Source organism: Pseudomonas sp. D3 (assembly GCF_029320995.1).
GTDB lineage: Bacteria > Pseudomonadota > Gammaproteobacteria > Pseudomonadales > Pseudomonadaceae > Aquipseudomonas > Aquipseudomonas paraveronii.
This window is the reverse complement of record NZ_CP119772.1, coordinates 4,681,301-4,706,434: the sequence shown is the minus strand read 5'-3', so window position 1 is coordinate 4,706,434 and position 25,134 is coordinate 4,681,301. Positions and strand designations below refer to the sequence as shown.

The 25,134-nt window shown below is 61.3% G+C and carries 22 protein-coding genes; 9 read left to right on the top strand and 13 right to left on the bottom strand.

What is annotated here, in order from left to right:
- Positions 1 to 93 precede the first annotated feature (93 nt).
- The 3 genes from minE to minC form a co-directional block, all read right to left on the bottom strand.
- Entirely contained in the window at positions 94 to 348 is a 255-nt protein-coding gene (gene minE, locus P3S72_RS21660) for a cell division topological specificity factor MinE (protein ID WP_003175252.1), read from the bottom strand.
- A gap of 3 nt (positions 349 to 351) precedes the next feature.
- Positions 352 to 1,164, bottom strand: a complete 813-nt coding sequence (gene minD, locus P3S72_RS21655; protein WP_276194163.1) for a septum site-determining protein MinD — start codon at positions 1,162 to 1,164, stop codon at positions 352 to 354.
- Between the two features lie 199 nt (positions 1,165 to 1,363).
- Positions 1,364 to 2,101, bottom strand: coding sequence for a septum site-determining protein MinC (gene minC, locus P3S72_RS21650; protein ID WP_276194162.1), 738 nt, complete (start codon positions 2,099 to 2,101; stop codon positions 1,364 to 1,366).
- 119 nt (positions 2,102 to 2,220) lie between these two features.
- Between minC and P3S72_RS21645 the strand changes: the two genes are divergently transcribed.
- Complete coding sequence (locus tag P3S72_RS21645; protein ID WP_276194161.1) at positions 2,221 to 3,156, top strand: lipid A biosynthesis lauroyl acyltransferase; 936 nt, start codon at positions 2,221 to 2,223, stop codon at positions 3,154 to 3,156.
- Between the two features lie 30 nt (positions 3,157 to 3,186).
- Positions 3,187 to 4,341 carry a patatin-like phospholipase family protein gene (locus P3S72_RS21640; RefSeq protein WP_276194160.1) on the top strand — a complete coding sequence of 385 codons (1,155 nt, stop codon included), beginning with the start codon at positions 3,187 to 3,189 and terminating at the stop codon, positions 4,339 to 4,341.
- Positions 4,342 to 4,388: 47 nt separating this feature from the next.
- Here the strand turns inward: P3S72_RS21640 and P3S72_RS21635 are convergent, their stop codons facing one another.
- From P3S72_RS21635 to puuE, 6 genes are all read right to left on the bottom strand, one after another.
- Complete coding sequence (locus P3S72_RS21635; protein WP_276194159.1) at positions 4,389 to 5,174, bottom strand: outer membrane protein OmpK; 786 nt, start codon at positions 5,172 to 5,174, stop codon at positions 4,389 to 4,391.
- 707 nt (positions 5,175 to 5,881) lie between these two features.
- Entirely contained in the window at positions 5,882 to 7,165 is a 1,284-nt protein-coding gene (locus tag P3S72_RS21630) for a urate hydroxylase PuuD (protein WP_276194158.1), read from the bottom strand.
- Between the two features lie 51 nt (positions 7,166 to 7,216).
- The gene (locus P3S72_RS21625; protein ID WP_084381579.1) at positions 7,217 to 7,720 is read right to left on the bottom strand and encodes an ureidoglycolate lyase; all 504 of its coding nucleotides are present in this window, start codon (positions 7,718 to 7,720) and stop codon (positions 7,217 to 7,219) included.
- A 124-nt stretch (positions 7,721 to 7,844) separates the two neighbouring features.
- A complete protein-coding gene (alc, locus tag P3S72_RS21620; RefSeq protein WP_276194157.1) occupies positions 7,845 to 8,840 on the bottom strand; it encodes an allantoicase in 996 nt (331 codons plus the stop codon).
- 41 nt (positions 8,841 to 8,881) lie between these two features.
- Entirely contained in the window at positions 8,882 to 9,397 is a 516-nt protein-coding gene (uraD, locus tag P3S72_RS21615) for a 2-oxo-4-hydroxy-4-carboxy-5-ureidoimidazoline decarboxylase (RefSeq protein WP_276194156.1), read from the bottom strand.
- The gene (puuE, locus tag P3S72_RS21610; RefSeq protein ID WP_247403387.1) at positions 9,394 to 10,320 is read right to left on the bottom strand and encodes an allantoinase PuuE; all 927 of its coding nucleotides are present in this window, start codon (positions 10,318 to 10,320) and stop codon (positions 9,394 to 9,396) included. Before puuE ends, uraD begins: the two co-directional genes overlap by 4 nt.
- A 389-nt stretch (positions 10,321 to 10,709) precedes the next feature.
- On the opposite strand from puuE, the gene uraH reads away from it, so the two are divergent.
- The gene (uraH, locus tag P3S72_RS21605; protein WP_276194155.1) at positions 10,710 to 11,063 is read left to right on the top strand and encodes a hydroxyisourate hydrolase; all 354 of its coding nucleotides are present in this window, start codon (positions 10,710 to 10,712) and stop codon (positions 11,061 to 11,063) included.
- 144 nt (positions 11,064 to 11,207) lie between these two features.
- Entirely contained in the window at positions 11,208 to 16,478 is a 5,271-nt protein-coding gene (locus P3S72_RS21600; RefSeq protein WP_276194154.1) for a DUF6543 domain-containing protein, read from the top strand.
- Here P3S72_RS21600 and P3S72_RS21595 read toward each other — a convergent pair.
- From P3S72_RS21595 to P3S72_RS21585, 3 genes are all read right to left on the bottom strand, one after another.
- Positions 16,475 to 17,101 (bottom strand): LysE family translocator, encoded by a 627-nt coding sequence (locus P3S72_RS21595; protein ID WP_276194153.1) that lies wholly within the window; start codon positions 17,099 to 17,101, stop codon positions 16,475 to 16,477. The genes P3S72_RS21600 and P3S72_RS21595 overlap by 4 nt on opposite strands.
- Before the next feature lie 66 nt (positions 17,102 to 17,167).
- Positions 17,168 to 18,499, bottom strand: a complete 1,332-nt coding sequence (locus tag P3S72_RS21590) for an NCS2 family permease (RefSeq protein ID WP_276197972.1) — start codon at positions 18,497 to 18,499, stop codon at positions 17,168 to 17,170.
- Between the two features lie 197 nt (positions 18,500 to 18,696).
- Positions 18,697 to 19,131 (bottom strand): MarR family transcriptional regulator, encoded by a 435-nt coding sequence (locus P3S72_RS21585; RefSeq protein WP_276194152.1) that lies wholly within the window; start codon positions 19,129 to 19,131, stop codon positions 18,697 to 18,699.
- A gap of 81 nt (positions 19,132 to 19,212) precedes the next feature.
- Between P3S72_RS21585 and P3S72_RS21580 the strand changes: the two genes are divergently transcribed.
- The gene (locus P3S72_RS21580; protein WP_276194151.1) at positions 19,213 to 20,379 is read left to right on the top strand and encodes a PLP-dependent aminotransferase family protein; all 1,167 of its coding nucleotides are present in this window, start codon (positions 19,213 to 19,215) and stop codon (positions 20,377 to 20,379) included.
- A gap of 10 nt (positions 20,380 to 20,389) precedes the next feature.
- On the top strand, positions 20,390 to 20,992 hold the full coding sequence (locus P3S72_RS21575; RefSeq protein ID WP_276194150.1) for a glutathione S-transferase family protein: 603 nt from the start codon (positions 20,390 to 20,392) through the stop codon (positions 20,990 to 20,992).
- A gap of 104 nt (positions 20,993 to 21,096) precedes the next feature.
- Here the strand turns inward: P3S72_RS21575 and P3S72_RS21570 are convergent, their stop codons facing one another.
- Positions 21,097 to 21,993: a LysR family transcriptional regulator gene (locus P3S72_RS21570; RefSeq protein ID WP_276194149.1), complete on the bottom strand. Its 897-nt coding sequence runs from the start codon at positions 21,991 to 21,993 to the stop codon at positions 21,097 to 21,099.
- A gap of 111 nt (positions 21,994 to 22,104) precedes the next feature.
- Between P3S72_RS21570 and P3S72_RS21565 the strand changes: the two genes are divergently transcribed.
- From P3S72_RS21565 to P3S72_RS21555, 3 genes are read left to right on the top strand one after another with little or no spacing between them, the layout of a single operon-like run.
- Entirely contained in the window at positions 22,105 to 23,397 is a 1,293-nt protein-coding gene (locus tag P3S72_RS21565) for a citrate:proton symporter (RefSeq protein WP_198717280.1), read from the top strand.
- Position 23,398: 1 nt separating this feature from the next.
- Positions 23,399 to 24,724: an acyclic terpene utilization AtuA family protein gene (locus tag P3S72_RS21560; RefSeq protein WP_276194148.1), complete on the top strand. Its 1,326-nt coding sequence runs from the start codon at positions 23,399 to 23,401 to the stop codon at positions 24,722 to 24,724.
- Positions 24,721 to 25,047: a hypothetical protein gene (locus P3S72_RS21555; protein ID WP_276194147.1), complete on the top strand. Its 327-nt coding sequence runs from the start codon at positions 24,721 to 24,723 to the stop codon at positions 25,045 to 25,047. The genes P3S72_RS21560 and P3S72_RS21555 overlap by 4 nt, the downstream gene beginning before the upstream one ends.
- The last annotated feature ends 87 nt before the right edge of the window (positions 25,048 to 25,134 follow it).

Here is a 25,134-nt window from a genome sequence, read left to right as displayed (position 1 = left end):
ACAGCCTCGTAACAAACGCCAACGGCGGCTCGACCACCTGGCTCCCGCAAAGGGATCAAGGTGACGGAGCCGCCGTGGCGACCGCCCTTTCGATCAACGATCAGGCAGGGTGATATTGAGTTCCAGAATCGAGCAACTGCCGTCGTTTTCCAGGGCGACATGCACGTCGTCGTTGCCGATATTGACGTACTTGCGGATCACCTCGACCAGCTCCTTCTGCAAGGCTGGCAGGTAGTCTGGCGTGCTGCGTTGGCCGCGTTCGTGCGCCACGATGATCTGTAGACGCTCTTTCGCTACCGACGCGGTACTTGGCTTTTTGTTGGCGCGAAAGAAGTCGAGAAATTTCATTGTTTAGTTGCCTCCAAAGATACGCTCGAAGAATCCCTTCTTCTTTACATCGAGGAAGCGATGTTCCACGGTCTTGCCCAGTAAGCGATCAACTGCATCGCTGTACGCCTGGCCGGCGTCGCTCTGGTCGTCCAGAATTACCGGGACGCCCTGGTTGGAGGCCTTCAGTACGGCCTGGGACTCGGGAATAACACCCAGCAGGGTCACTGCGAGGATTTCCTTGACGTCTTCAACACCGAGCATCTCGCCATTGCTGACGCGCTCGGGGTTGTAACGGGTGAGCAGCAAGTGCTCCTTGATCGGTTCTTCGCCTTTTTCGGCGCGCTGGGACTTGCTGGCCAACAGACCCAGCATGCGGTCCGAGTCACGTACCGAGGAGACCTCCGGGTTGGTCACCACGATGGCTTCATCGGCGAAGTACATCGCCAGGTGAGCACCGGTTTCGATACCGGCCGGGGAGTCGCACACCACGTATTCGAAGTTTTCCTTCAATTCAGCGAGGACTTTGCCTACGCCTTCCTTGGTGAGCGCGTCTTTGTCGCGGGTCTGGCTGGCGGCCAGTACGTACAGGTTCTCAAGGCGCTTGTCCTTGATCAGGGCCTGTTGCAGGTTGGCTTCGCCGTTGACCACGTTGACGAAGTCGTACACCACTCGGCGTTCGCAGCCCATGATCAGGTCGAGGTTACGCAAACCGACGTCGAAGTCGACGATGACTGTCTTGTGGCCGCGCAGAGCGAGGCCGGTACCGATAGCGGCGCTGGTGGTGGTCTTACCCACACCACCCTTGCCGGATGTAACCACGAGAATCTTGGCCAAGGTGTTTCACCCCTAAGGAAAAAGGACTTTCAGTCCCTGAAAAACATCTCTTGGAACTCGCTGCAGGCGGACAGCCTTTGTAGGGAAAAGATGTGGTTTCCGCAGGGAAACGCCAACTTCAAATGAGTCCTACGCAAGTCTTGCCGGTTTCGCTGTGCTATCAGAGTCTAGAGATGCTTGGAAAATGCGGCAGTATCCGTTAAAGACGGATGATGTTCAACACATCACCCGACAGGCTGACTTGTACCGCAGCGCCCCACAGCGGATCACGGCGCAAGTCTTCTGAAACCTTGTACTGGCCCGCGATCGACACCAGCTCAGCGGTCAACTGCTGACAAAAAATACGCGCCTTGGTATCACCCTTGATGCCGGCGAGGGCACGCCCGCGCATGGGGCCGTATACATGGATGTTGCCATCGGCCAGAAGTTCCGCGCCCGGGCTGACCGACGCGATCACCACCAGGTCGCCGCCCTGGGCGTAAATCTGCTGCCCGCCGCGCACGGGGGAGGTGATGATCCTGGTCGGTTTGACCGTAGGCTCCGGTGGTTTTTCCGGTGTTTTCTTCACTTCACCGGGCAATGGGTCGAGCGGACGCTCGCGGGCACCCGACGGTGGCAGTACTGGCAATTCAATTGCGATGGCTGCGGCAATGTCTTCGATACGGCTGGCACGAATCGCCAGGGTGCGCAGGCCATGGGAGCGGCAAACGCGCATCAGGCCTGGCAGGTCGATCGTGCCTTGGCCGGCCGGGAGTTTGTCCAGGGCCAGCACCAGTGGGGCGTTGTTGAAGAAATTCGGCGCCAGGGCGACCTTGGCGGCGAGCTGGCGGTCCAGCGCGTCGAGGTCATTGCGGGCCAATTCCAGCACGGTAATGGCGAGCATGCTGCCTTTTAGCTGGAACACGGGATCTTGGTCTAGCGGTTCGGTTTGGCTCATGGTCGGCAAAAGCGGCTTGTCACGAAAAGTGTCGAGACTTATAACGAGAACAACCACTGGCCGCAAGCCGAGTCGAACCGTTGTAGAATGCGCGGCCCATGTCTTTACCGGAATCTGTAATGGATCGCCCGCGTTTTCGAGCTGTATTTTTTCATCCACGATTTTGGCTGTTATGGCTGGGACTCGGCCTGCTGTGGCTGGTCACTCAATTGCCGTACCGTGCGCTGCTGACCATTGGTCGCCTGCTGGGTGCCGGCATGTACCGCGTGGCCGGCGAACGGCGCCGCATCGCCGCGCGCAACCTGGAGCTGTGCTTCCCGGAAAAGTCCGCGCAAGCGCGTAAACACTTGCTCAAGGAAAACTTCGCCTCCACCGGCATCGCCTTCTTTGAAATGGCCATGAGCTGGTGGTGGTCGCGCCAGCGCCTGGCGCGGCTGGCCCATGTTGAAGGCCTGGAGCACCTCAAGCAGGCCCAGTTGGACGGCAAGGGCGTGATCCTCATGGCCCTGCATTTCACCACCCTGGAAATCGGCGCGGCGCTGCTCGGGCAAAAGCACACCATCGACGGCATGTACCGCGAGCACGGCAACCCGCTGTTCGACTTTATCCAGCGCCGTGGCCGCGAGCGCCACAACCTTGACTCCCTGGCCGTGGAGCGTGAAGACGTGCGCGGCATGCTCAAGCTGCTGCGCGCCGGCCGGGCCATCTGGTACGCACCGGATCAGGACTACGGCGCCAAGCAAAGTATCTTCGTGCCGCTGTTCGGTATCCAGGCCGCCACGGTGACCGCCACCAGTAAGTTCGCCCGCCTGGGCAAGGCGCTGGTGGTGCCGTTTACCCAGGAACGCCTGGCCGACGGCAGCGGTTACCGCCTGGTGGTCCACCCGCCGTTGACTGATTTTCCCGGCGAGAGCGATGAGATCGATTGCCTGCGGATCAACCAGTGGGTCGAAACCTCGGTGCGCGAATGCCCCGAGCAATACCTTTGGACCCATCGCCGCTTCAAGAGCCGGCCGCCGGGCGAGCCCAAATTGTACGAAAAACGCCGTCGATAAGACCTGCTTTTCCCCCCATGGAGTAATGCGATGCGCCAAGCTGAACCGGTCACAGGCTTGATTCTTTCCGGCGGCGGGGCGCGAGCGGCGTATCAGGTGGGGGTATTGGCGGCGATTGCCGAGTTGCTGCCGCCGGGCGCGGCCAATCCGTTTCCGGTGATCGTCGGTACATCGGCCGGCGCAATTAACGCGGTGAGCTTGGCCAGCGGCGCCATGGACTTCACTGCGGCGATCGAGCGTCTGACGGCGTTCTGGCAGGGGTTTCGCAGCCACCTGGTGCTACGCAGCGACTGGCCGGGGGTGATTCACCAGGCCGGTCGCTTCTGTTTCCACAGCCTGCTCGGCCTGGGCGCCCAGGTGCCGGTGGCGCTGCTCAACAGCTCGCCGCTGCGCGATTTGCTGCACGACAAACTTGACCTGGACGGCATTGACGAAGCCATCCGCGACAAACACCTGAAGGCGGTGGCGGTCACGGCCTTCGGTTACGAATCCGGGCAAGCGGTGACGTTCTACCAGGGCGGCGGCACCATCGATGCCTGGTTGCGCCACCGGCGTATCGGTGTGCCCACCCAACTCACGGTTGAACACCTGTTGGCCAGTTCGGCGATTCCCTTGCTGTTTGCCCCGGTCAAACTCGAGCATGAGTATTTCGGCGATGGCGCCGTGCGGCAATCGGCGCCTATCAGCCCGGCCTTGCACCTGGGCGCCAACCGCGTGCTGGTGGTGGGCGTCAGCGGCAACCCGCGCGGCGTCGAGCATGAACACCCGTTGCAGCGCGCCTACACCGGCCAGCAGCCGACCCTGGCGCAGATCGGCGGGCACATGCTCAACAGCACGTTCATTGACAGCCTGGAAAGTGATATCGAATTGCTGGAGCGCTTGAACCAGTTCAGCCATTTCCAGCCGGTCGACAGCGCGGCCCAGGGCCTGGCGCCGGTGGACGTGCTGGTGATTGCGCCGAGTCAGCCGATCGATGAAATTGCGGCGCGGCATCGGCAGGAATTGCCGGCGGCGTTGCGTCTGTTCCTGCGGGGGCCGGGTGCGACCAAGACCAGCGGGGCGGGGGTGCTCAGTTATTTGCTGTTCGAGGCGGGGTATTGCAGCGAATTGATCGAGTTGGGGCGCAGTGATGCCCTGGCCAAGCGCGAGGAAATAACGCGGTTCCTGGGCCTGTTACCGATCTGACGGTGGGAGGGGGCAAGCCCCCTCCCACATGAATCCGCGGTGTTCAATCAGAAGTGGTACTTGACCAGGAAGCTCGCCGTATCCTGAGTGGTCTTGAACGCGCCGGAATCTTCGATCCCGTACTTGTTCTTCCAGTAGTCGTATTCAAAACCGACATACAGCTGTTTCTCGCCCCAGTTCATCGCCTTGCCCAGGTCATATTTGACCTGTGGGTTGAAGTGCAGGTTGGCGTGATACGTGCCATGGGCGTTCTTGTCGTTGTCCACCACCCAATCCATATAGCCGTCGATGAGGATGTTGGAGTTGCCCATGGGAAGCGTGTACGACCACACCGGAGTGATCTGCCATACGCCGTCGCCTGCGCGACTGCCTTCGGTCTGGCGCTGATAGAAGTTCAACTGGAAGTAGTCGAAACCGGGGATGTTCAGGTCGAAGCCCGGGCCCAACAGGTACGATTCGTTATCGCCTTCGCCGAACTCGTAAGTGAACGCCAGCAATACATCTTTGATCGGGCCGAAGGACAAGTCTTTGTCGAAAATCTTGCCGAACGACAGGCGTGGACTGAACTCGCCGTAGTAAGTACTGGGGCCGACGTTGCCGTCTTCCTTGCCGTTGTAAAAGATGCGGTCGAGGAAGAAGAAGTTGTCGCCGTACTTCCACGCATCGGCGTGTTCAAACGTGACGGTCTGTTGGATCTGCGGGTTGACGGTAAAGTTTTTGCCCCACAGGTACGTCAGGCTGTTGTTCTGCCATTGCAACAGGTCACCGGCCACAGCTTGGCCACCAGCCAGCAGGGTTCCTGCCAGCATCAGGCCTTTGAACATAGGTTTCATTCGGTTGCTCCCGAGTTAAAGTTTTATGGTTTTTCTTCTACGTCGGCGCTCTGGTGTGGCGCCTTTTGGCTCGCTGAAAAAATCGTCTGTTCGGTCAGCTTTTATGCTTTAGCAAGAGCTGCGCCAAGGTGCTAAAAAACCCAAAAAATTGTCGTCGGCGGCAACGGATGCAGTCGAACTCAGGGGACTTTTGCGCACTTGGGCCGCAGACCGCAGGCCGGGATAAGTTGGCCTTATAGTCAGCTTTTATATTCGCTGTTTTTTTTTGAGTCGATTCGAGCGGGCGCGGAGAATACTGGCTCCAAAGCCTTGGCTCAAGTGCGCTGTTAGAGCGCGTATGGGGCGAGAATGGGGCACGGCTCGTAGCCGTCCCCAGGTCAATGGTGTACATGTGGGCGTTCCCTGTTTGTTATTGTTTTTGTTGTAACGAAGGAATCAATGCGTGTGGGCGATGGCGTGTCGTTCAGAACCCCGAGGATGTTGAACAGTACATTCAGCGACAACGCACGCCGGTCATAACACCTCGGATCTTTTTGGTGTGTTGTTAGGCATTCAACGGCTGGGTGTCACTCAGTGTTCAAAACATCGCAGGCCCGATGTGGGAGGGGGCTTGCTCCCGATTGCGGTGTGTCATTCAAAGTATCAGTGACTGAATCGCCGCCATCGGGAGCAAGCCCCCTCCCACAGGTTAGTCATGCGCTCATCCGTTAATTCGTGCGCGCCCCCTGATTGATCCAGGTGCCGATCAGATCGCGTTCCTGCTGGGTCATCTGGGTGATGTTGCCCAATGGCATGATCTGGCTCGCCACGGCCTGCGCCTGAATACGCGCCGCCTGTTGCTGGATCTGCGTCGGTGTGTCGAACATCACGCCCGCCGGTGCAGTGCTGAACAACGGGCTGCTGGGCTTGGCCGAATGGCAGACGGCGCAACGTGCCTGGATCACCCCATGCACCTTGTCGAAATCAATCGTCGCCTGGGCAGGTGCGGCTGCAGCAGCGGGTGCGGCGGGCGCAGCGGATTTCACGCCACCGCCCAGCGCGGTTTCCGGCAACGGTTGGTACTCGATGGCTGCCGGTGCCTTGGCTACGTCCGTGACTGGCTTGGGCCCGGTGACATACGCCAGGCAAATCATCGCCAACGCGCCCACCGGCAAGGTCCAGGCATATTTCTGGCTGTTATGCCGGGTGTTGAAGTAATGCCGCACCAACACCGCTGCCACGGCAATCCCCGCCAGGATCAGCCAGTTGTACTGGCTGCCGTAAGTGCTCGGGAAGTGGTTGCTGATCATGATGAACAGCACCGGCAAGGTGAAGTAGTTGTTGTGCCGTGAACGCAGCAAGCCCTTGGCCGGCAGGGCCGGGTCCGGCGTGCGGTTCTGCGCGATTGCCGCCACCAGCGCGCGTTGCGCCGGCATGATGATGCGGAACACGTTGCCTACCATGATGGTGCCGATGATCGCCCCCACATGCAGGTACGCGCCCCGGCCGCTGAACACTTTGCTGAAGCCATACGCCGCCGCGATCAATAGCACGAACAATGTCAGGCCGAGCAGGGCCGGGCGTTTGCCCAGGGCCGAGTCGCAGAGAAAGGAGTAGATGAACCAGCCGGCGAACAGTGAGCCGATGCCCAGCAACACGCCTTCGGTGCCGCTCAGGCTGCTGCCGGGGGCGAGCAGGTACAGCGTCGGGTTGAGGTAGAACACCACGCACAGCAGCGCGACGCCCGACATCCAGGTGAAATAGGCTTCCCATTTGAACCAGTGCAGGTTGTCCGGCATGGTCGGCGGGGCCAGTTTGTATTTTTCCAGGTGGTAGATACCGCCACCGTGAATCGCCCACAAGTCACCGGCCAGGCCGTCCTTGGGGTTGACGCGATTGAGGTTGTTTTCCAGCCAGACAAAGTAAAACGACGCGCCAATCCAGGCGACGCCAGTGATCATGTGAACCCAGCGCACGCTAAGGTTCAGCCATTCCAACAGGTGTGCTTCCACAGTCTTTACCTCTCGCTTGTCGCCCTTGTTGTCGGGTGATCAGGCCTTCTCTTATTGGTGGGGGGCGAGGATCAACCGCTCATCCTCTTTGAAAAAATGCTCATCGCAGTTATTGCCGGTGCCACTGCGATCAACCACCAGGAAGTCATCCCGCTTTTCGATCGTCAGCACCGGGTGGTGCCAGACGCCGCGATGGTAATTAATGCCCTGCCTGCCGTTGGTGACGAAGGCGCGGACCAAGCCTGATACCGGTGCATCGCCAAGTGGCGCGACCACGATCAGAAAGGGGTTGCCGAGCAGCGGTATGAACGCCTGGCTGCCCAGCGGGTGTCGCTCCAGCATGCACACGGTCAGCGGCATGTCCTGCGCGTCGGCGCGGAAGATGCTGATGATGGCGTGGTCTTCAGGCGTAGCGGTTTCGACCGTCGCCAGTTTGTGGAAGCGCATGGTCGAACCGTTGTTGATCATGAAGTGATCGCTGCCGTCGGTTTCGATAACGTCTCCGAAAGGGGCGAAGGCTTCTTTGGTCAGGGGTTCGATCATCAGTGTGCGCATGGCTGTCTTCTTAAGTTTTCGAATGTGATGTTGTCTGATCTACCGCAATCGCGGGCAAGCCCGGCTCCCACATTTGTCCGCGTACCCCTGTGGGAGCCGGGCTTGCCCGCGATTGGGCTCACGCCTATTTAGCGACCTTGCCCAATACGCGCAGGCGGCTCACACCACCATCCGGGAACACATTCAGGCGGATGTGGGTAATCGGCCCCAGCGCCTTGATCTGCTCGGCGAAGGTGTGTTCGGCGTGCATTTCCAGCTTCTGCGCCGGCAGCAGTTCGCGCCAGAACAGCGATTGGGTTTCGATCTGGCTGTCGGTGCCGCCCTTGACGAAGGCGCCCTGGATCGAGCAAGTGTCCGGGTAGTTGCCCTTGAAGTGCAGGGTGTCGACGATGATCTTTTCGATCTCGCCCGCATGGCCCAGCGCGACGATCACCCAGTCATTGCCTGGCGTGCGACGGCGGGCGGTTTCCCAGCCATCGCCCATGTTGACGCCACGGCCCGGATTGAGGAGGTTGCCCATGCGGCCGAAGTGTTCGTCGGAGCAGGCCAGGGCCCGGCCGCCGTTCAGCGCGGCAGCCAGGTCGACCTGTTCGTTGTCGCCCACCGCCGACCAGTCGCGGAACGGTACACCGTACACGCGCAGACGGGCCACGCCGCCATCCGGGTAGATGTTGAAGCGCAGGTGGCTGAACGCCTGGTCGTGGTTGATTGCGTGGTAGTGGTGGCTGTTGCCTTGCAGTTCGACGGCCGACAGCACTTCCACCCACTCGGTGCTGTCGTCCGGCTCGCCCGAGGTCAGGAAGCAGGCTTCCAGGGAGGCCGACGGCGGGAAGTTACCGGTGAAGAATGAAGTGTCGATGTCCACGCCCTTGATCGAGCCGGCTGCACCCAGGCGGATCACTGCGCTGTCGTAGCCTTCGAAGCGTTTGCGGCGTGACTCCCAGCCGTCCATCCACTTGCCGTTATCATCGAAAACGCCCTCCTTCCACACGGCCGGGGTCGGCTGGAACAGGCGGTTGGCGTCGGCGAACCAGTCATCGGTCACCGAGATGATCTTGGTGCCGAGGCGGGCGTCGGCGAGGTTGACGAACTTCTCGAACGGTAAGGGTTGCGCTTTCATTCTTCTTGTCTGCCTTGGATAGGGTGGCTGGGGATGGTCGTTTAGAGGGTCAGTAAGCGGAACAGCGCGATCTTGTTGATCTCGTCCAGCGCGCACTTGAACTCGGTGTCCACCGGGTTATGGATGCGCGATTCGAACGCGTTGATGATCTGATGCCGGTTGCTGCCTTTTACCGCCATGATGAAGGGAAACTTGAACTTGGCTTTGTAGGCCTCGTTCAGCTCGGTGAAGCGTGAGAACTCTTCGGCCGTGCATTGGTGAATACCGGCGCCCGCTTGTTCCTGGGTGCTGGCTTCGGTCAGTTGGCCCTGGATGGCCGCACGGCCGGCCAGGTCCGGGTGAGCGTTGATCAGCGCCAGTTGCCGGGTGTGATCGGCGCTCAAGAGGATGTCGCTCATGCGTTGGTGCAGGGTTTCGACCGTGTCGAGCGAAGCGTCCTGGCCCAGGTCGAAGGCCTTTTCAGCCACCCATGGCGAATGTTCGTAGATGTCGGCAAAGGCGCTGATGAATGCATCGCGGCTCAGGCTCGACGGTTTCAAGGTCTGGAACGCGGTCATTGCGCCGCTCCCTTGTAAGGGTGCGTGGCGTGCCAGTGACGGGCAATGTCGACACGGCGGGTGAACCACACCTGTTCATGGCCCTTGGCGTATTCGATAAAGCGTTTCAACGACGCAAGGCGCGCCGGGCGGCCGATCAGGCGGCAGTGCAGGCCGATGGAAAGCATCTTCGGCGCGTCGGCCCCTTCGGCGTAGAGCACGTCGAACGCGTCTTTGAGGTATTCGAAAAAGTCATCGCCCTTGTTGAATCCCTGCACCTGGGTGAAACGCATGTCGTTGGTGTCCAGGGTGTAAGGGATCACCAGGTGCGGCTTGCCGGTGGGGTTGTTGGGTTCCCAGTAGGGCAGGTCGTCGTCATAGGTGTCGCAGTCATAGAGAAAGCCGCCTTCCTCCATCACCAGGCGCCGCGTGTTCGGGCCGGTGCGGCCGGTGTACCAGCCCAGCGGGCGTTCGCCGGTCAGTTCGGTGAGGATGCGGATGGCTTCGAGCATATGCTCGCGTTCCTGGGCCTCGTCCATGTACTGGTAGTCGATCCAGCGATAGCCGTGGCTGCAGATCTCATGGCCGGCGGCGACCATTGCACGGATCACGTCCGGATGGCGCTGGGCGGCCATGGCCACGGCGAAGACGGTCAGCGGGATATCGAATGCTTTAAACAATTTGAGGACGCGCCACACGCCGGCACGGCTGCCGTATTCGTACAGCGACTCCATGCTCATGTTGCGCTCGCCCTGCAGCGGCTGGGCCGAGACCATTTCCGACAGGAAGGCTTCGGACTCTTTGTCACCGTGCAAAATATTGCGCTCGCCGCCTTCTTCGTAGTTGAGTACAAAAGACAACGCGATGCGTGCCTTGCCCGGCCAGTGGGGGTGAGGAGGGTTACTGCCGTAACCGATCAGGTCGCGTGGGTAGTCAGCGCTCACTGCAGTCTTCCTTCTTGTGCGTGGTAGCGGTGTGTGTGGCGGCCGGGCAGTGGAAAGACTGAGTGGCGTCACAGTGATGAGTGATTGTATACAACTTATTGCCCACTTTGTAAGCCTGGATTTCTGCCTTTTTTCCGCCACGCTCACCTTCAAGGGTGTAGCAAGAAACTTGCCTGACTGGTCAGCTAATGGACAAAAGGTTGTTTAAAAGCAAGGATTACTCGTGAATCGGCCGGTCGAGCAAGGTCGGCTGGAGGATCGTAGGGTTTGTAATTTTTATTGTGTACAATTTTTTTAAAAAGTGTCTTAATCGACCAGCGCCGGCTTTTTCGCTGCCCTGAAAAAGTGCGGCATTCACTTCTACTGACCTCGGGAGGCGCGTACACGCCATGGGACGTTTGACCACACACGTTTTGGACGCCGCTCACGGCTGTCCCGGCAGCACCATCAAGGTTGAACTGTACCGCGTCGACGGCGCGCAACTGGAACGGGTCGCCAGCGCCGTGACCAACAGCGACGGCCGCTGCGACGCACCGTTGCTCCAAGGCGACGACTACCGCAGCGGTGTCTACCAGCTGCAATTCAGCGCCGGCGACTATTACCGTGCCCGTGGCGTGCAATTGCCAGAGCCGGCCTTCCTCGACGTGGTGGTGCTGCGCTTTGGCATCAGCGCTGAACAGGATCACTACCATGTGCCCCTGCTGATTTCGCCCTACAGTTACTCCACCTACCGCGGTAGCTGAGCGCGCCCCCACAGCTCTTCGTTGGTTTTCCGCCCGCCCACACGGCGGGCTTTTTTCATGCCGCTTGCGCGTGCAACTATCTAGCGCCTTTTGCACAGAGGCGCTGTCTAGGCTGGGTGTTTTCCTCATACAGAAGAAAACACCATGACCTCGTCCCCCGATCACGCGAGCGTTTCAGCCGATACCGTTACTGCCGACGACCCGGACCTCGCTGCCCAAGCGCAAGCGCAGGCGATTCGCGAACAGTTGAAACGGCGAATCAACGCCCATACCCATCCCAGTCGCCTGATCAATCAGATCGGTCTTGCCGACGCGCGCTGCATCACCGCGACGCGGACACTGGCACGCCTGATAGGACGCTCGCCCAAAGTTTTGACGGTCATTCGCGCCGAGCTGCGCAACGCGTTCGAGATGGACCCGGACCACCTGTTGTTCACCGAGCCCAAGCCGCCAGCCGTGCCGCGCAAAGTCGACAGCCTGACCGATCGGGCGCTGGCGTTGCTGGTCCTGCCGACGGTGGTGATCAACGTCAATCAATTCACCACCCTGAGCGTTAAAGACGAGCCGAACCGGCGCTTGCCTTATACGCCGCTGGAAGCACTGCGCCGTGTGATCGCGCTGAGGCTGTTTGAGCGGCTGGCCCATGCGGTCAGCGTCTATTGGGACGCCCTGGCGCAGGGTTCCTGGCTCACTCGCCGGGAGCGCTGGGTCGAGTTGTACAAGGCGCTTTTCGCCGACCGGGCGTTTATGGCGCGGCAACTGGAGCCGTTATCGAGTGCGGCATTGGACATGGTTCAGGCCCTGATCGAGGCTCCCACCGCCGAGGCTCGCCAGCGCGCGGGCGGGGCTTGGGCCACGCTGCAAGTGGGCCAGTTGCTGTGGCCGGGTACGCCTGCGGTAGCGATTCCCGGTGCCTTGCATCTTTATCGAGAAGGCGACCCCAGCGAGGCACCGCATGTGGTTTATCTGCCGGGAGAGGGCTGCAACTTCTACGAGTACCCGTCCTACACGGCCCTGCAGGACGGCCTGCTGGTGTTGGACCGGTCCCGGTTCCACGCGCTCTGGCAGTGCTTGCCGCTGAGTCGGCGCAATGACTTATGCCGGCCAACCGCCTTGTCCGCGGCGCACCGCTTTGTTCGCGGCTTGCCGCTGATGGACGACGCGCTGACGCTGTGCGCTCAGGCGATGCTGACAGGGCAATGGAGCAACGAGCTGGCTTGTGCGGTGAAGATCAATGACGCGCACGTGTTTTCTGAACAACGGCCTCGGCCTCAGCCGCTGGACGCCGCACCTTTTCTGGCACAGGTGGAGGGGGCGAGGCGGCAACTGGTCGGTGGCGCTCGGCTCGGCGTTATTGGCGATCAATTGCTCAAATGGGACCGACAACGACGCGGCGCAGAAATCATCTTCGCCAGCACGGCGTCCGGCCTGGCTCTGCGCACCGCTGAGCATCAGGTCAAACGCTACGAAAAAGCCCTGGTTGCGCTGCTGGTCCCGGACGATCCCAGCGCGGACACGCTTGCGTACCAGGTCATCGTGGCGCTGGTGAGCCAACTCAAGGCGTATGCCGAGGTGTTGAAGACACTGATGCGGGATGGGCAGCCTCGGTTGCTCGATTTGGCTTTTTGGGCCGAGCGTCCCGACGGCGCGGGGACGCCCAGGCGCGTGTCGCTGTTCATGCGCACCCAAACCGAGGCCCTGCGCTGTGAGGTTGAGTTGCAACACCGGCTCAAGCTGATCAGTACGGCGCATCGCGACCTGATGATCGACGTGGTGGAGCACCCGTCGCCCACCCAACGCCTTGGCAGTCAGACCCAAGTCCTGTCGATCGCGGTGGGCAGCGAACCGGACGCGTTTTACGCCCTCCATAACGTGTGGGTGGTGACCACGGCAGCGGCGGTAAGGCGCCCGGCGCGCCAGCTTCCGGTGGTGGTATACGCTTTTGGAAGCGAAGGCGGGGTCAAGGCGTTTGCCGGACTGGACGCCTTGACCCAAAGCCTCCAGGCGAGCCTGAGCAGCCTTGACGACTCGGTGCTCTGGGGCTGCGTCGAGCACGATAAGCGGCGTGACTTACGCGCACATGCGGCCCGTGGAACCCTCGGCGTGCGCTACGTTGAGATCCAGGGCAAGCCTGCGCTGGTGGCTCTCAAGAAACTGCTGGGCTGCTACGACCGCTTGAAACGAAGCCGCGAAGACATCACGCGTATTTTCAGTGAAGTGACGGATGCCGAGCTGAGCCGCTCGCTGCTAATGGTCGCGCTGGAAGAACAGCTGAATATTCCGCTCAATACTGCCCTGAGCCAGGCTCTGGCCAACATCGAGCTGCTGCGCGCGGCGGCGTCTGAAGCGAGGAAACTGCCCACTTGGTTGGCGCACGCAACCCGGGCCCAGCGTAGAACCTTCAAGCGTTTGCTGCGGCTGTACCTGGGCAGCGCTTTTGCGTTTAAAGGCCGACTTGGGCAACGCCTGCCTGACCTGGATACATTCGCCCGGCGCGCGTTGATCGCCCGTTTGCGCCAGGATGGTTTCTTCCCGCTGTTGGACATCGACCAACCGTTGATTGATATGCCGGATGATGTCCACGGTGCGTTTTGTGGATGGACCAGCGGCTGTACGGTGGGTGATCGCAACATCGTGCTGACCCCAACCGCAGCGCGCACGACCTTCAGCCTGCTGCAACTGACGCTGCATAACCTCGACCCACTGGCGCCCTGGACCGCTTGGCGATTCAATCGTGCGCGCTATCTGCAACCTGAGTGGAAGCAACGCCTGAATGCCTACTACTTGACCCGTATGGTGTCTTCGCTGGATATCGGCGGTCAGTACGACACCGCGATCAACCGGGTTTTTTATCCGCGTATTGAAGCCGACCGCGCGCTCAGCAACGGGCGGATTCGCGAACTGTTGAATCGCGCCTTGCGCGCGGGCGTTGAGTATCACCTGTTCTGCGCGACTCAGCAGGGGCTGACGGCGACGGCACAAAGCGTATTCAAGACCGCGATGGCGGCGCGCACACCGCAAGACCTGTCGAACAACCAGCACCAGTTGCAGCTGTACGTGGTTCATCTGGTGGGCCACACGATGCAGCATGATCGCTATGTCGCAGGGATCGTGGTGGTGCATGACCGGCGCTCCGAACTGTGCCTGGTTTACTGGCCCGATGCGCCGTCGTCCCTGGTCCTGACCGAGTACGGCAGCCTGCAACGGGCCCATGCTGAATTGAACCGCATCGGCGCGTTACCGGATAACGTCAAGGCGCTGGCGCGGCAGGTCGCACCGGGCTGGGCATTCGAGGCGATCCCCCAGCCTGCGGAGGGCGGCGGTGCACACGTCCAGGCTGGCAAAACGCTTAAAGCCATACCGGCTTTTTTCATGGCGAAAGGGATTTGGCGGGGGATCGAGTTTGTTCGTTCATTCAGCATCAAGCACCTGGAGCCTGCGGCGGTGCTTGAGGAGATCGAAGCCCAAACCCTTGAGCAGATCGCCAGTGAACCGCAGGACTGGCTGGCGCTTGTGGCTACGCCCCACAGCAACGCCGAGGCGTTGCTCTACCACGCCAGCGTGCTGGATTTGCAACGGAGGACTCAAGCTGCCAGCCATTCCGGCAAGGCGTTGGCGAGCTATCGAACCCGCCGTCTGGGTGAGCAGGGCGACACCCGCGCGCGGGCGGTGGTGGGGGTTTTCTCGCCGTTGTACGGGATGTTCAATGACTTCTATGAGTTGCTGCGCGTATCGCGCAGTTATCACCGTTTCGGCGACCCCTACGATGCGGTTGATGTGGGTTTTATGAGCGCCTTTATGGCGATCGACCTGCTGCTGAACTTAATCCCCGGCCCGAAGAAGGTGGGCCGTGCCGGCGCAGGTATTGCGCGGCCGGTGCTGAGAGGGTTGCTGGGGCGCATACAGCGGTTGCGGATGGCGGTACGCAGCGGGGTTTCTCGCACGGCACCGTCCCCCGTGACCCAGTTGAAGGCCTTGGAACGGTTCAAAATCAAGGGGGTGCCGGAGGGCGCCGTTGCATTGAAAGGGCCGGACGAGTCGGGCGTCTATGTGAAAAATGGTGAGCCCTTTGTGGCGGATGATACGCACCATTACCCCCTTTACCGGCGTGGGAACGAACCGGTATTTCGCCTGAAAAACACGCAGGTGCCGGGGCAAGACGAATTGATTTTGCACCTCCATCAGCCCAAGGAATGGTCACTCGGCGCGGACGCCCCGCAACCGGTGGCGGGCACGAGTTCCGGCGTGCTCAACCCATGGCGCGCGCCAGCGCCGCCACCGCCGCCCGACTGGTGGCCCGCGACTGCACGCGTTGCTACCGAAGACGCCATTCGCCAGTCATCCGCGACGTCTAGCCACTGGTCGAATTGGCGGACTTCACTGCAGAGCCCGGATGCGACGTCTCCGGTTCCCGAGGTGTTTCATATTACGTCGGACACCCGAGGGTTTCCCCACAATGTCCTTCGGGTGGCCCCGCCGAATACCGGCGTGATGGACCCTATGAGCGGCTATTACAGGATGCTCCCTCAGGGTGATCAGGCGCCGTTGGACGGCATCGTGTTTATCCACAGGAATGAGCCAATGGTGTCATTGGCCAGTTTTGACATTGAGCGCTGGACCAGCGTGGATATTCTGGAGCAGCCTTTCCCGGTGACACGTAGCCCTGCGGGTGAATGGCTGGTCCATGCGCCCCTGTTCGATAAGCCTTTGCCGGAGTCTGTGGGCGCGGTGTTCCCCAGCATGACGCTCTCAAGTCGACAGTTTACCGCCGCAAGGTTGATTGAGTTGGCAGGCCCATCCCGCCCGGCAACGGCCACGCATCTGCTCAATATCCGCGCGACGTTGGACAAATGGTCGCCTCCAGCCCCCGCGAGGGCGGGTCAGACGGATGATTTGCTGAGAATGCTGCGGTCCACCGAAAGGGGCAAAAGAACCTTTCACGTCGGTTTTGACGGCAAGGCACCGGGCTTCACTCGCGTCGATTTCAAGGTGACCGACTTGGACCCGGCGCTGCGATCCGGCGGCCGCGAGATGGGCCCTCAGCGAGACATTGCACAGTGCGCGGCGATCAAGCGTGTGCTGGAACAGCAGGGGTTCAGCGTCGAGGCGCTTCTGGTAAGGCACGGCAACAAGACCACCCGTGAATTATTCGTGACTCATCCTCTTTCCGGCTCAAACCGGGTGTACTACGTGTCAGTTCATTGGCTTGAGCTGGGGTCTATCAAGTTGGAACGTCGGCTGACGGATCGTTGGTTCAATATTGCGATCACCAATAATCCGACGTCGGTGGCGTTTGCTGCCGTCAAGAGTGCGATGCGTGACAAGCGCCTGTTTCGAATCGTAGCGGGCGTCCAATGGCCTACTGCAGGGGAGGCCCTTCCGAGCGTCTATTTCGCCAAAGTGAGCCCGTCCTAGTGGTTGATCAGCGACGCAACGCCAGCGGCCCCGAACAGCCCGGCACTGGTGCGGTTGAACCAGCTCTGGCCGTTGCCGCTGCGCAAATACCGCGCCGCACCGTGGGCGCCAAGACCGTAGGCGAGCTTGCACAGCAGGTCGAGTACGGTCCAGGTGGCGATCATGACGAGCAACTGCGGCAGAAACGGCCGGTCGCTGCTGAGGAACTGCGGCAGGAAGGCGGCGAAGAACAGGATGTCCTTCGGGTTGCTGGCGCCCAGCACAAACGCGCGGCCAAACAAGGCGCGAAAACGCGGCGTGGCGACGGCCAGTGGCACCACCGCGCCCTGGGCCGGTTGGCGCGACTGCTGCCAGCTCTGCCAGGCGAGGTAAAACAGGTAGAGCGCGCCGACCATCTTCAAGGCGCTGAACAGCTGTTCGGACGCCAACAACAGCGCGCCCAGCCCCAGTGCCGAGGCACTCAACAGGCAGATCGAGGCAAACACGCCGCCGAGAAACGCCGGGTACGAACGGCGCAGGCCGTAGTTGAGGCTGTTGCTGATCATCAGCAACGACAACGGGCCGGGAATCAGGATCACGATCAACGCCGCGCCACTGAACAGCAGCCAGGTTTCCAGGTTCATTTAGAGTGCTCCTTTGATGCCAAAGCCTCACCCGAGGGTGAGGCGGTTTCTTCGCGTGTTCCCGAACTACAGGAAGATAAATTTCGCGATAAAAATCGCGCACAACACCCATAGGCTGATGGAGATTTCGCGGTACTTGCCGGTGCCGGCCTTGAGCGCCACATACGTGATAAAGCCCAGGGCGATGCCGTCGGCGACCGAGAAGGTCAGCGGCATCATGATCGCGGTGACGATAGCCGGAATGCTGTCGGTGGCTTCGTCCCAGTTGATATGGGCCATGCTCGCCATCATCAGCATCGCCACATAAATCAGCGCGCCGGCGGTGGCGTAAGCCGGAATCATGCCGGCCAACGGTGCGAAAAACATCGCCGCCACAAACAGCACGCCCACGGTCACAGCGGTCAGCCCGGTACGGCCACCGGCGGCGACACCGGCGGCGCTTTCCACATAGCTGGTCACCGGCGGCACGCCGACCATGGCGCCGAATACGCTGGAGGCGCTGTCAGCCTTCAACGCTCGGGACAGGTTGTGGATCTTGCCATCGGCGTTCACCAGACCGGCGCGTTGCGCGACGCCCATCAAGGTCCCGGCGGTGTCGAACATGTGTACAAACAAGAAGGCAAATACCACGCTGATCATGCTCACATTGAACACACCCTTAACGTCCATGGCCAGCCAGGTCGGCGCCAGGCTCGGCGGGGAGGAGAGGATGCCGTTGTAGTGAACCAGGCCCAGGCCCCAGCCGGCGAGGGTCACGGCGATGATGCTGATGAGGATCGCGCCAAACACTCGGTGGTAGCTGAGGATCGCGATCAGTAGAAAGCAGATGGCCGCCAGCAACGGCGCCGGTTCGTGCAGCGAACCGAGCTTGATCAGGGTGGCCGGGCTGTCGACGATGATGCCGGCGGTTTTCAGGCCGATCACCCCGAGGAACAACCCCACACCGGCGCCCATCGCGTGGCGCAGACTCACCGGAATGCTGTTGAGCAGCCATTCACGGATGCGCGACAGCGTAAGCAGCATGAACAACACGCCGGAGATAAACACCGCACCGAGTGCCGTCTCCCAGGTGTAGCCCATGGTCCCGACCACGGTGTAGGTAAAGAACGCGTTCAAACCCATGCCCGGCGCCAGGCCCACCGGCCAGTTGGCGTACAAGCCCATCAGCAGGCACCCCAGCGCGGCGGCGATGCAGGTGGCGACGAACGCGGCACCGTGATCGATCCCGGCGTCGGCCATGATGTTCGGGTTGACGAAGATGATGTAGGCCATGGTGATGAACGTTGTGAGACCTGCGATCAATTCGGTCTTCACTGTGGTGCCATGCAAGCGCAGTTTGAACAGGCGTTCCAGCCAGCCAGGGTTCGTGAGGGAGAGGTCCGGCGGGGCGAGGTCCAGCGGGGCTTCGGATTTGCGGCTATCCACAGCGAGTACTCCTCAAGCATTTTATTGTTATGGCCAGCGCTTAGGCGCTGTGAGGTACTGGCGGGTTTTGTTGACTAATAGGTCAGGAACTCGCACGAAGCGAATTATGCTTTTGTATACAAATAAAGCAAATAATGTTTTCGATTGCCTGCGCAAAAAGGGATGAAAGGCTAATTCACCGCACTCAGCGCCAGATTGACCGCCAGCCAGCCGTTCACCGCTTCTTCCCCTGCCTCATTGAAGGCGCGCTGCAACAGCTTCACCTGTTCACGGCGTAACGATTGCTCGAAGCGCAGGCCTTCGGTGCTCAATTCCAGCAGGCGTTTGCGCTTGTCGGTCTCGGACGCGACGCTTTCGACGAGGTGCATTTCCTGTAATTGGCGCAGCGGCATGTTCAGCGCCTGCTTGCTCACACCGAGCAATTCCAGCAGTTCTTTCACGTTCAGGCCGGGGTAGCGCGCGATAAAAAACACGATGCGCTGATGCACCCGGCTCAGGCCACGTCGCTCCAGCATTTCGTCGGCCTTGGCGGTGAACGCCTGGTAGCCGAAGAAGAACGCCTCCATAGCTTTTTGCTGGCTGGTCTGGTTTTTAAGGTCAAGCATATTGACGTATCCACTGAAGTCGTCGTAATTTCGGTCAACCAGTTTGACGTATTTCCCACAGGCTTTGCTACCGGTGACTCTATGGCCTTCTCAGAACGTGTTACACGCCTCAAAAGCTCCCTGATCCGTGAAATCCTCGCGGCGGCACAGCGCCCGGAAGTGATGTCGTTCGCCGGCGGGCTGCCTGCCGAAGCGATGTTGCCTGCGTTGAACTGGGACGACATGCCGTTGAATATCGGCCAATACGGCATGAGCGAAGGCGAGCCGCAGCTGCGTGAATTGCTGGCCGCCGAGGCGCGCGCATTGGGCGTGCCGTGCCAGGCCAGCCAGGTGCTGGTGGTCAGCGGCTCCCAGCAGACCCTGGACCTGGCGGCCAAGCTGTATATCGACAAGGGCACGAAAATTCTCTTGGAAGGCCCGACCTACCTGGCCGCGCTGCAGATTTTCCAACTGTTCGGCGCCGAGTGTCTCACCGTGCAACTGGAAGCCGACGGCCCGGACCTGGCCGCGCTGCGCTCCAGTGTCGAACGTCACCGCCCGGCGTTCGTCTACCTGATCCCGACGTTCCAGAACCCGTCGGCCGTGCGTTACAGCGAGGCCAAGCGCGAAGCCGTCGCGGCGTTGCTCGACGAGTTCGGCGTGACCCTGATCGAAGACGAACCCTACCGCGAACTGACCTTTGACGGCGGCAGTGCACAGCCCATCGCCGGCCGTCTGAAAAAGGCCAGTTGGATCTACACCGGCACCGTGTCCAAAACATTGTTGCCCGGTTTGCGCGTCGGCTACCTGATCGCCAGCCCCGACCTGTTCCCGCACCTGCTCAAGCTCAAGCAGTCGGCCGACCTGCACACCAATCGCATCGGCCAGTGGCAGGCGATGCAGTGGATCGGCAGCGAGAAGTATCAACAGCACCTGGTGGAACTGCGCAGTTTCTATCGCCAGCGCCGGGACTCATTCCAGGCCGCATTGGTGCGACATTTCAACGACCTGGCGGACTGGCAGGTGCCCCAGGGTGGATTATTCTTCTGGCTGACCTTGAAACAACCGCTCGATACCCGCACCTTGTTGGCACCTGCGCTCGATCAGAACGTCGCGTTCATGCCCGGTGAACCGTTTTTTTCCGAGCCGGACCAGCACCTTGGCTCACTGCGGCTCAATTTCAGCCATATCGACCCGTCCCGTTTGGACGAAGGTCTCAAGCGCCTGGCCGCAGTGGTCCGTCAAGCACAGCACGCGCAAGCGGCATAAGGGGAGCCCCATGTACAAGGTTTATGGCGATCACAAGTCGGGCAACTGCTACAAGGTCAAATTGATGCTCAACCTGTTGGGCATTCCGTATCAATGGGTGGATGTCGACATCCTCAACGGCGGCACCGAGACCCCTGAGTTCCTGGCCAAGAACCCCAACGGCAAGATCCCGGTGCTGGAACTTGAAGACGGCACCTGCCTGTGGGAATCCAACGCGATCCTCAACTTCCTCGCCGATGGCAGCGAGTTTCTGCCGACCGAACCGCGCCTGCGCACCCAGGTGTTGCAGTGGCAGTTCTTCGAGCAGTACAGCCATGAGCCGTATATTGCGGTGGCGCGGTTTATCCAGCTGTATTTGGGCATGCCGCAGGATCGCCTCGACGAATACACCACCAGTCACAAGGGCGGCTACAAGGCGTTGAAGGTGATGGAGCGTCAGTTGCAAAGCACGCCGTACCTGGTGGGCGAGCGGTATTCGATTGCCGATATTGCGCTGTATGCCTACACCCATGTGGCGCATGAGGGCGGTTTTGACTTGACGCCTTACCCGGCTGTGCAGGCGTGGCTGAAGCGTGTGGCCAGCCATCCCAAACATGTGGCCATGCTCGACTGACTCACTCGGTCAACTGTGGGAGGGGGCTTGCTCCCGATAGGGCCGTGTCAGTCACCTGATGCATGACTGAACCACCGCTATCGGGAGCAAGCCCCCTCCCACATTTAGCTCAGTGGTGTGTCGGATAATTGTTCATGCAGTAAGTCGAAACAGCGCTGCGCCGCCGGGCTCAGGCCTATCCCGCTGCGACTGATCAGCCCGATCTCCCGGTTCACGTCGGGATGGTCGATGGCGATGCGCTTCAACCCTTCCAGGCTGTCCGCCGCTGATTCGGGCAGCACACTGATCCCCAGCCCCTGACGCACCAGTGCCAGTACGGTCGACATGTAATTGGCCTCCATGCCTGCGTTCATCGTCAGGCGTGTCTGATCAAATAACGCCTCGACGTGCTCGCGCACGCTGCTGTCGCGTCCGGTCAGGATGATCGGCTGATCCGCCAGTTGCTCCAGGGTCAACGCCCGATGGCGGGCGAGCGGATGATCCAGCGGGACAAACGCGCATAACCGATCATTGAGTACCGGCACAAACGCCAGTCCGTGGCTCAGTCGTGCGCGCACGCCGATGCCGAAGTCCACTTCGCCCGAGCGCACCTGGGCATGAATGCGGTGGGCCACCAAGTCATGCAGGCGCACGTCGATCCCGGCGAAGTGTTCGCGAAACAGGCGCAGCGCGGGCGGCAGGGCGCCTGCGCAGACCGAGGGCAGGGCGGCGATAGTCACCACGCCCCGGCGCAGGGCGGCGAGGTCGCGGGAGCCGGTGACGATGTTGTCCAGGTCCAGCAGCAGTTTTTCCATCGGCCCGCGCGCCTCCTGGCCGGCGGCGGTGATGCTCACATGCCGCGGGCTGCGGTCGAGCAGGGCGACGCCGAGCCAGTCCTCCAGTTGCTGAACTTGCACGGTGAGCGCGGACGGCGACAGGTGCAGTTCGTTGGCCGCCTTGGTAAAGCTGCCGGTGCGCGCGACGGTGAGGAAGGCTTGGATGTGTTGGATTGAATTCTTCATTTTGTTTTTCCGAACGCCAACGGGTGAATATTCCAATTTACAAAGTCTAACGCGCTTCCAATACTCCAGGGAAAACAATAACCGGCCACCAAGGCCGCTCTGGAGTAACCCATGCTCGCTACCCTGGGTGTCATTACCATCCTTTGCTTGCTCGCTGCCGTCATGAGCAAACGCCTCTCGCCCCTGGTGGCGCTGATCGCCTTACCGATCATCGCCGCGCTGCTCGGCGGGTTCGGCCTGCAAACCAGTGCCTTCGTCATTACCGGTATCAAGAACGTCGCCCCGGTGGTGGGCATGTTTGTGTTCGCGATCCTGTTTTTCGGGATCATGACCGATGCCGGCATGCTGGACCCCATCATTGATCGCATCCTGCGCACAGTAGGGACGCGCCCTACACGCATTGTCGTTGGCACCGCGACCCTGGCCCTGCTGGTTCACTTGGACGGCTCCGGCGCGGTGACGTTTCTGGTGACGGTGCCGGCGATGCTGCCGCTGTATACGCGGCTGGGCATCGACAAACGCATCCTCGCCTGCGTCTGCGCGATGGCCGCCGGGGTCAACTTCCTACCGTGGACCGGCCCGGTACTGCGCTCGTCGGCCGCGCTGCATGTGCCGGTGGCGGACCTGTTCCAGCCGCTGATCCCGGTGCAGATCGTCGGCTTGATCTTCGTCTTCGCCTGCGCCTGGTGGCTTGGTCATCGTGAGGAAAAACGCCTGGGCCTGGGCGCCGGTTCGACGGTGGACGCCATGCCGCAACGGGTGCTCAGCGACGACGACATCAAGCTGCGTCGCCCACGGCTGTTCTGGGTCAACCTGCTCCTGACCGTGCTGGTCATGGTGGTGATGATTGCCGGCTGGGTCGACCCGGTGGTGATGTTCATGCTCGGTACCGTGGTCGCGCTGTGCATCAACTACCCGAATGTCGACGCCCAGCGTGCACGCATCGACGCCCATGCAAAAACGGCGCTGACCATGGCCAGTATCCTGCTCGCCGCCGGGGTTTTCACCGGCATCATGCAAGGCACCGGCATGCTCAAGGCGATTGCCGAAGTGGCGGTGGCGCAGATTCCGGCCGGCCATGGCAAGTTGATCCCGGCGGTGGTGGGCTTTATTTCCATGCCGCTGAGCATGTTGTTTGACCCCGATTCCTACTATTTCGGCGTGATGCCGGTGATCGCCGAAGTCGGCAAGGCCCTGGGCGTAGACCCCCTGCAAGTGGCCCAGGCCTCATTGCTCGGCGTACACACCACTGGTTTCCCGGTCAGCCCGCTGACCCCCGCGACCTTCCTGTTGGTGGGCCTGTGCAAGATCGAACTGGCCGATCACCAGCGCTTCACCATTCCGTTTCTGTTCGCCGCGTCGGTGTTGATGACCCTGACGGCGTTGCTCTTGGGAGTGTTTTGAGATGAAAACCTTGCGCATCGGTTCCGGCGCCGGCTACTCCGGCGACCGTATCGAACCTGCCGTGGAACTGGCCGAACAGGGTGACCTGGATTATCTGGTCTTCGAATGCCTGGCCGAACGCACCATCGCCTTGGCGCAACAGGCGCGCATCAGCGATCCGCAGGGCGGGTATGACCCGCTGCTGAGTGAACGCATGCGCCGGGTGCTGCCCTTTGTCGGCGAGCATGAAGGTCGCCGGCGCTTGCGGGTGATCACCAATATGGGCGCGGCCAACCCGGTGTCGGCGGCCCGTGAAGTGCGGCGCATCGCCAGCGAACTGGGCCTGGCCCTCAAGGTCGTGGCGGTGGTGGGTGATGATGTGCTCGACGTGTTGCGCCCCGAGCAGGTGTTGGATAACGGCCAGACGCTCGGCTCGCTGGGCGCGCGGCTGATTTCCGCGAACGCCTACCTGGGCGTCGATGGCATTCTGGATGCGTTGCGCGCCGAGGCCGATGTGGTGATCACCGGGCGTGTTGCCGACCCCTCGTTGTTCCTGGCGCCGCAGATGTTTGAGTTCGGTTGGGCGGCGCACGACTGGCTGCGCCTGGGGCGTGGCACGCTGGTCGGGCATTTGCTCGAATGCGCGGGGCAGGTCAGCGGTGGTTACTTCGCCGATCCCGGGTTCAAGGACGTGGACGACCTGGCGCGCCTGGGCTTCCCCTTGGCCGAGATCGATGCCGAGGGCAACGCCGTGATCACCAAAGTGAGCGGGTCCGGCGGGCGCGTCAGCCGCGCCACGTGTACTGAGCAACTGATTTACGAAGTGCATGACCCGGCGGCATACCTGACGCCGGATGTCACCGCCGACTTTTCCGGTGTGAGCTTTGTCGAGGAAAGCGTCGACCGGGTACGCGCCCGGGGCGCTGCCGGACGGGCACGGCCGGAGCGGCTGAAAGTCAGCGTGGGTTATCTGGACGGATGGATCGGCGAGGGGCAGATGTCCTACGGCGGACCGGGGGCCGTCGCACGCGCCCAACTGGCGCGGGAGGTGGTGCTTAAGCGCCTGGAACTGATGGGCGTGAAGATGCAGGACGTGCGCGCCGAGTTGATCGGCATGGACTCGCTGCACGGCCCGCGCAGCGGCGTCGAGCCGTGGGAAGTGCGCCTGCGCGTGGCAGCGCGCTGTGAAGACCGCAGCGAAGCGGTGCGGGTCGGCAATGAAGTGGAAACCCTCTACACCAACGGCCCGTCCGGCGGCGGCGGTGCCAGCAAGAGCGTGCGCCAGGTGGTGGCGGTGGCATCGTTGTTGTTGCCGCGTGACGCAGTCAACCCGAGGATCGAAGCATGAAGCTGCATACACTGGCTCATTCCCGCACCGGGGATAAGGGCGACACGTCGAATATCTCGATCATTGCTTATCGCGCCGAGGATTATCCGCTGCTCTGCGAACAGCTCACGGCCGAGCGTGTGGCGGCGTTCTTCGCCGGTTTGTTGGAACCGGGTGCGGCGCCGGTACGGCGCTATGAGTTGCCCAATGTTCAGGCGCTGAACTTCGTGTTGCCCGGGATCTTGCGCGGCGGTGTGACCCGCTCGCTGGCGCTGGATGCCCATGGCAAATGCTTGGGTTCGGCGCTGCTGGATGTGGACCTGGATTTGCCAACACCGAACTGAATGTGGGAGGGGGCTTGCCCCCGATAGCAGAGTGTCAGTCGATGTATTCGGCGACTGACACTCCCTCATCGGGGGCAAGCCCCCTCC

Bases quoted from the DNA above. Each gene is read 5' to 3' on its own strand.
- uraH (WP_276194155.1), top strand. From the start codon at position 10,710: ATGGGACGTTTGACCACACACGTTTTGGACGCCGCTCACGGCTGTCCC.
- minE (WP_003175252.1), bottom strand. From the start codon at position 348: ATGAAATTTCTCGACTTCTTTCGCGCCAACAAAAAGCCAAGTACCGCG.
- P3S72_RS21645 (WP_276194161.1), top strand. From the start codon at position 2,221: ATGGATCGCCCGCGTTTTCGAGCTGTATTTTTTCATCCACGATTTTGG.
- P3S72_RS21635 (WP_276194159.1), bottom strand. From the start codon at position 5,174: ATGAAACCTATGTTCAAAGGCCTGATGCTGGCAGGAACCCTGCTGGCT.
- P3S72_RS21580 (WP_276194151.1), top strand. From the start codon at position 19,213: ATGGCCTTCTCAGAACGTGTTACACGCCTCAAAAGCTCCCTGATCCGT.
- P3S72_RS21625 (WP_084381579.1), bottom strand. From the start codon at position 7,720: ATGCGCACACTGATGATCGAACCCCTGACCAAAGAAGCCTTCGCCCCT.
- alc (WP_276194157.1), bottom strand. From the start codon at position 8,840: ATGAAAGCGCAACCCTTACCGTTCGAGAAGTTCGTCAACCTCGCCGAC.
- P3S72_RS21600 (WP_276194154.1), top strand. From the start codon at position 11,208: ATGACCTCGTCCCCCGATCACGCGAGCGTTTCAGCCGATACCGTTACT.
- P3S72_RS21565 (WP_198717280.1), top strand. From the start codon at position 22,105: ATGCTCGCTACCCTGGGTGTCATTACCATCCTTTGCTTGCTCGCTGCC.
- P3S72_RS21585 (WP_276194152.1), bottom strand. From the start codon at position 19,131: ATGCTTGACCTTAAAAACCAGACCAGCCAGCAAAAAGCTATGGAGGCG.
- P3S72_RS21575 (WP_276194150.1), top strand. From the start codon at position 20,390: ATGTACAAGGTTTATGGCGATCACAAGTCGGGCAACTGCTACAAGGTC.
- P3S72_RS21640 (WP_276194160.1), top strand. From the start codon at position 3,187: ATGCGCCAAGCTGAACCGGTCACAGGCTTGATTCTTTCCGGCGGCGGG.
- minC (WP_276194162.1), bottom strand. From the start codon at position 2,101: ATGAGCCAAACCGAACCGCTAGACCAAGATCCCGTGTTCCAGCTAAAA.
- P3S72_RS21555 (WP_276194147.1), top strand. From the start codon at position 24,721: ATGAAGCTGCATACACTGGCTCATTCCCGCACCGGGGATAAGGGCGAC.
- P3S72_RS21595 (WP_276194153.1), bottom strand. From the start codon at position 17,101: ATGAACCTGGAAACCTGGCTGCTGTTCAGTGGCGCGGCGTTGATCGTG.
- P3S72_RS21570 (WP_276194149.1), bottom strand. From the start codon at position 21,993: ATGAAGAATTCAATCCAACACATCCAAGCCTTCCTCACCGTCGCGCGC.
- uraD (WP_276194156.1), bottom strand. From the start codon at position 9,397: ATGACCGCGTTCCAGACCTTGAAACCGTCGAGCCTGAGCCGCGATGCA.
- P3S72_RS21560 (WP_276194148.1), top strand. From the start codon at position 23,399: ATGAAAACCTTGCGCATCGGTTCCGGCGCCGGCTACTCCGGCGACCGT.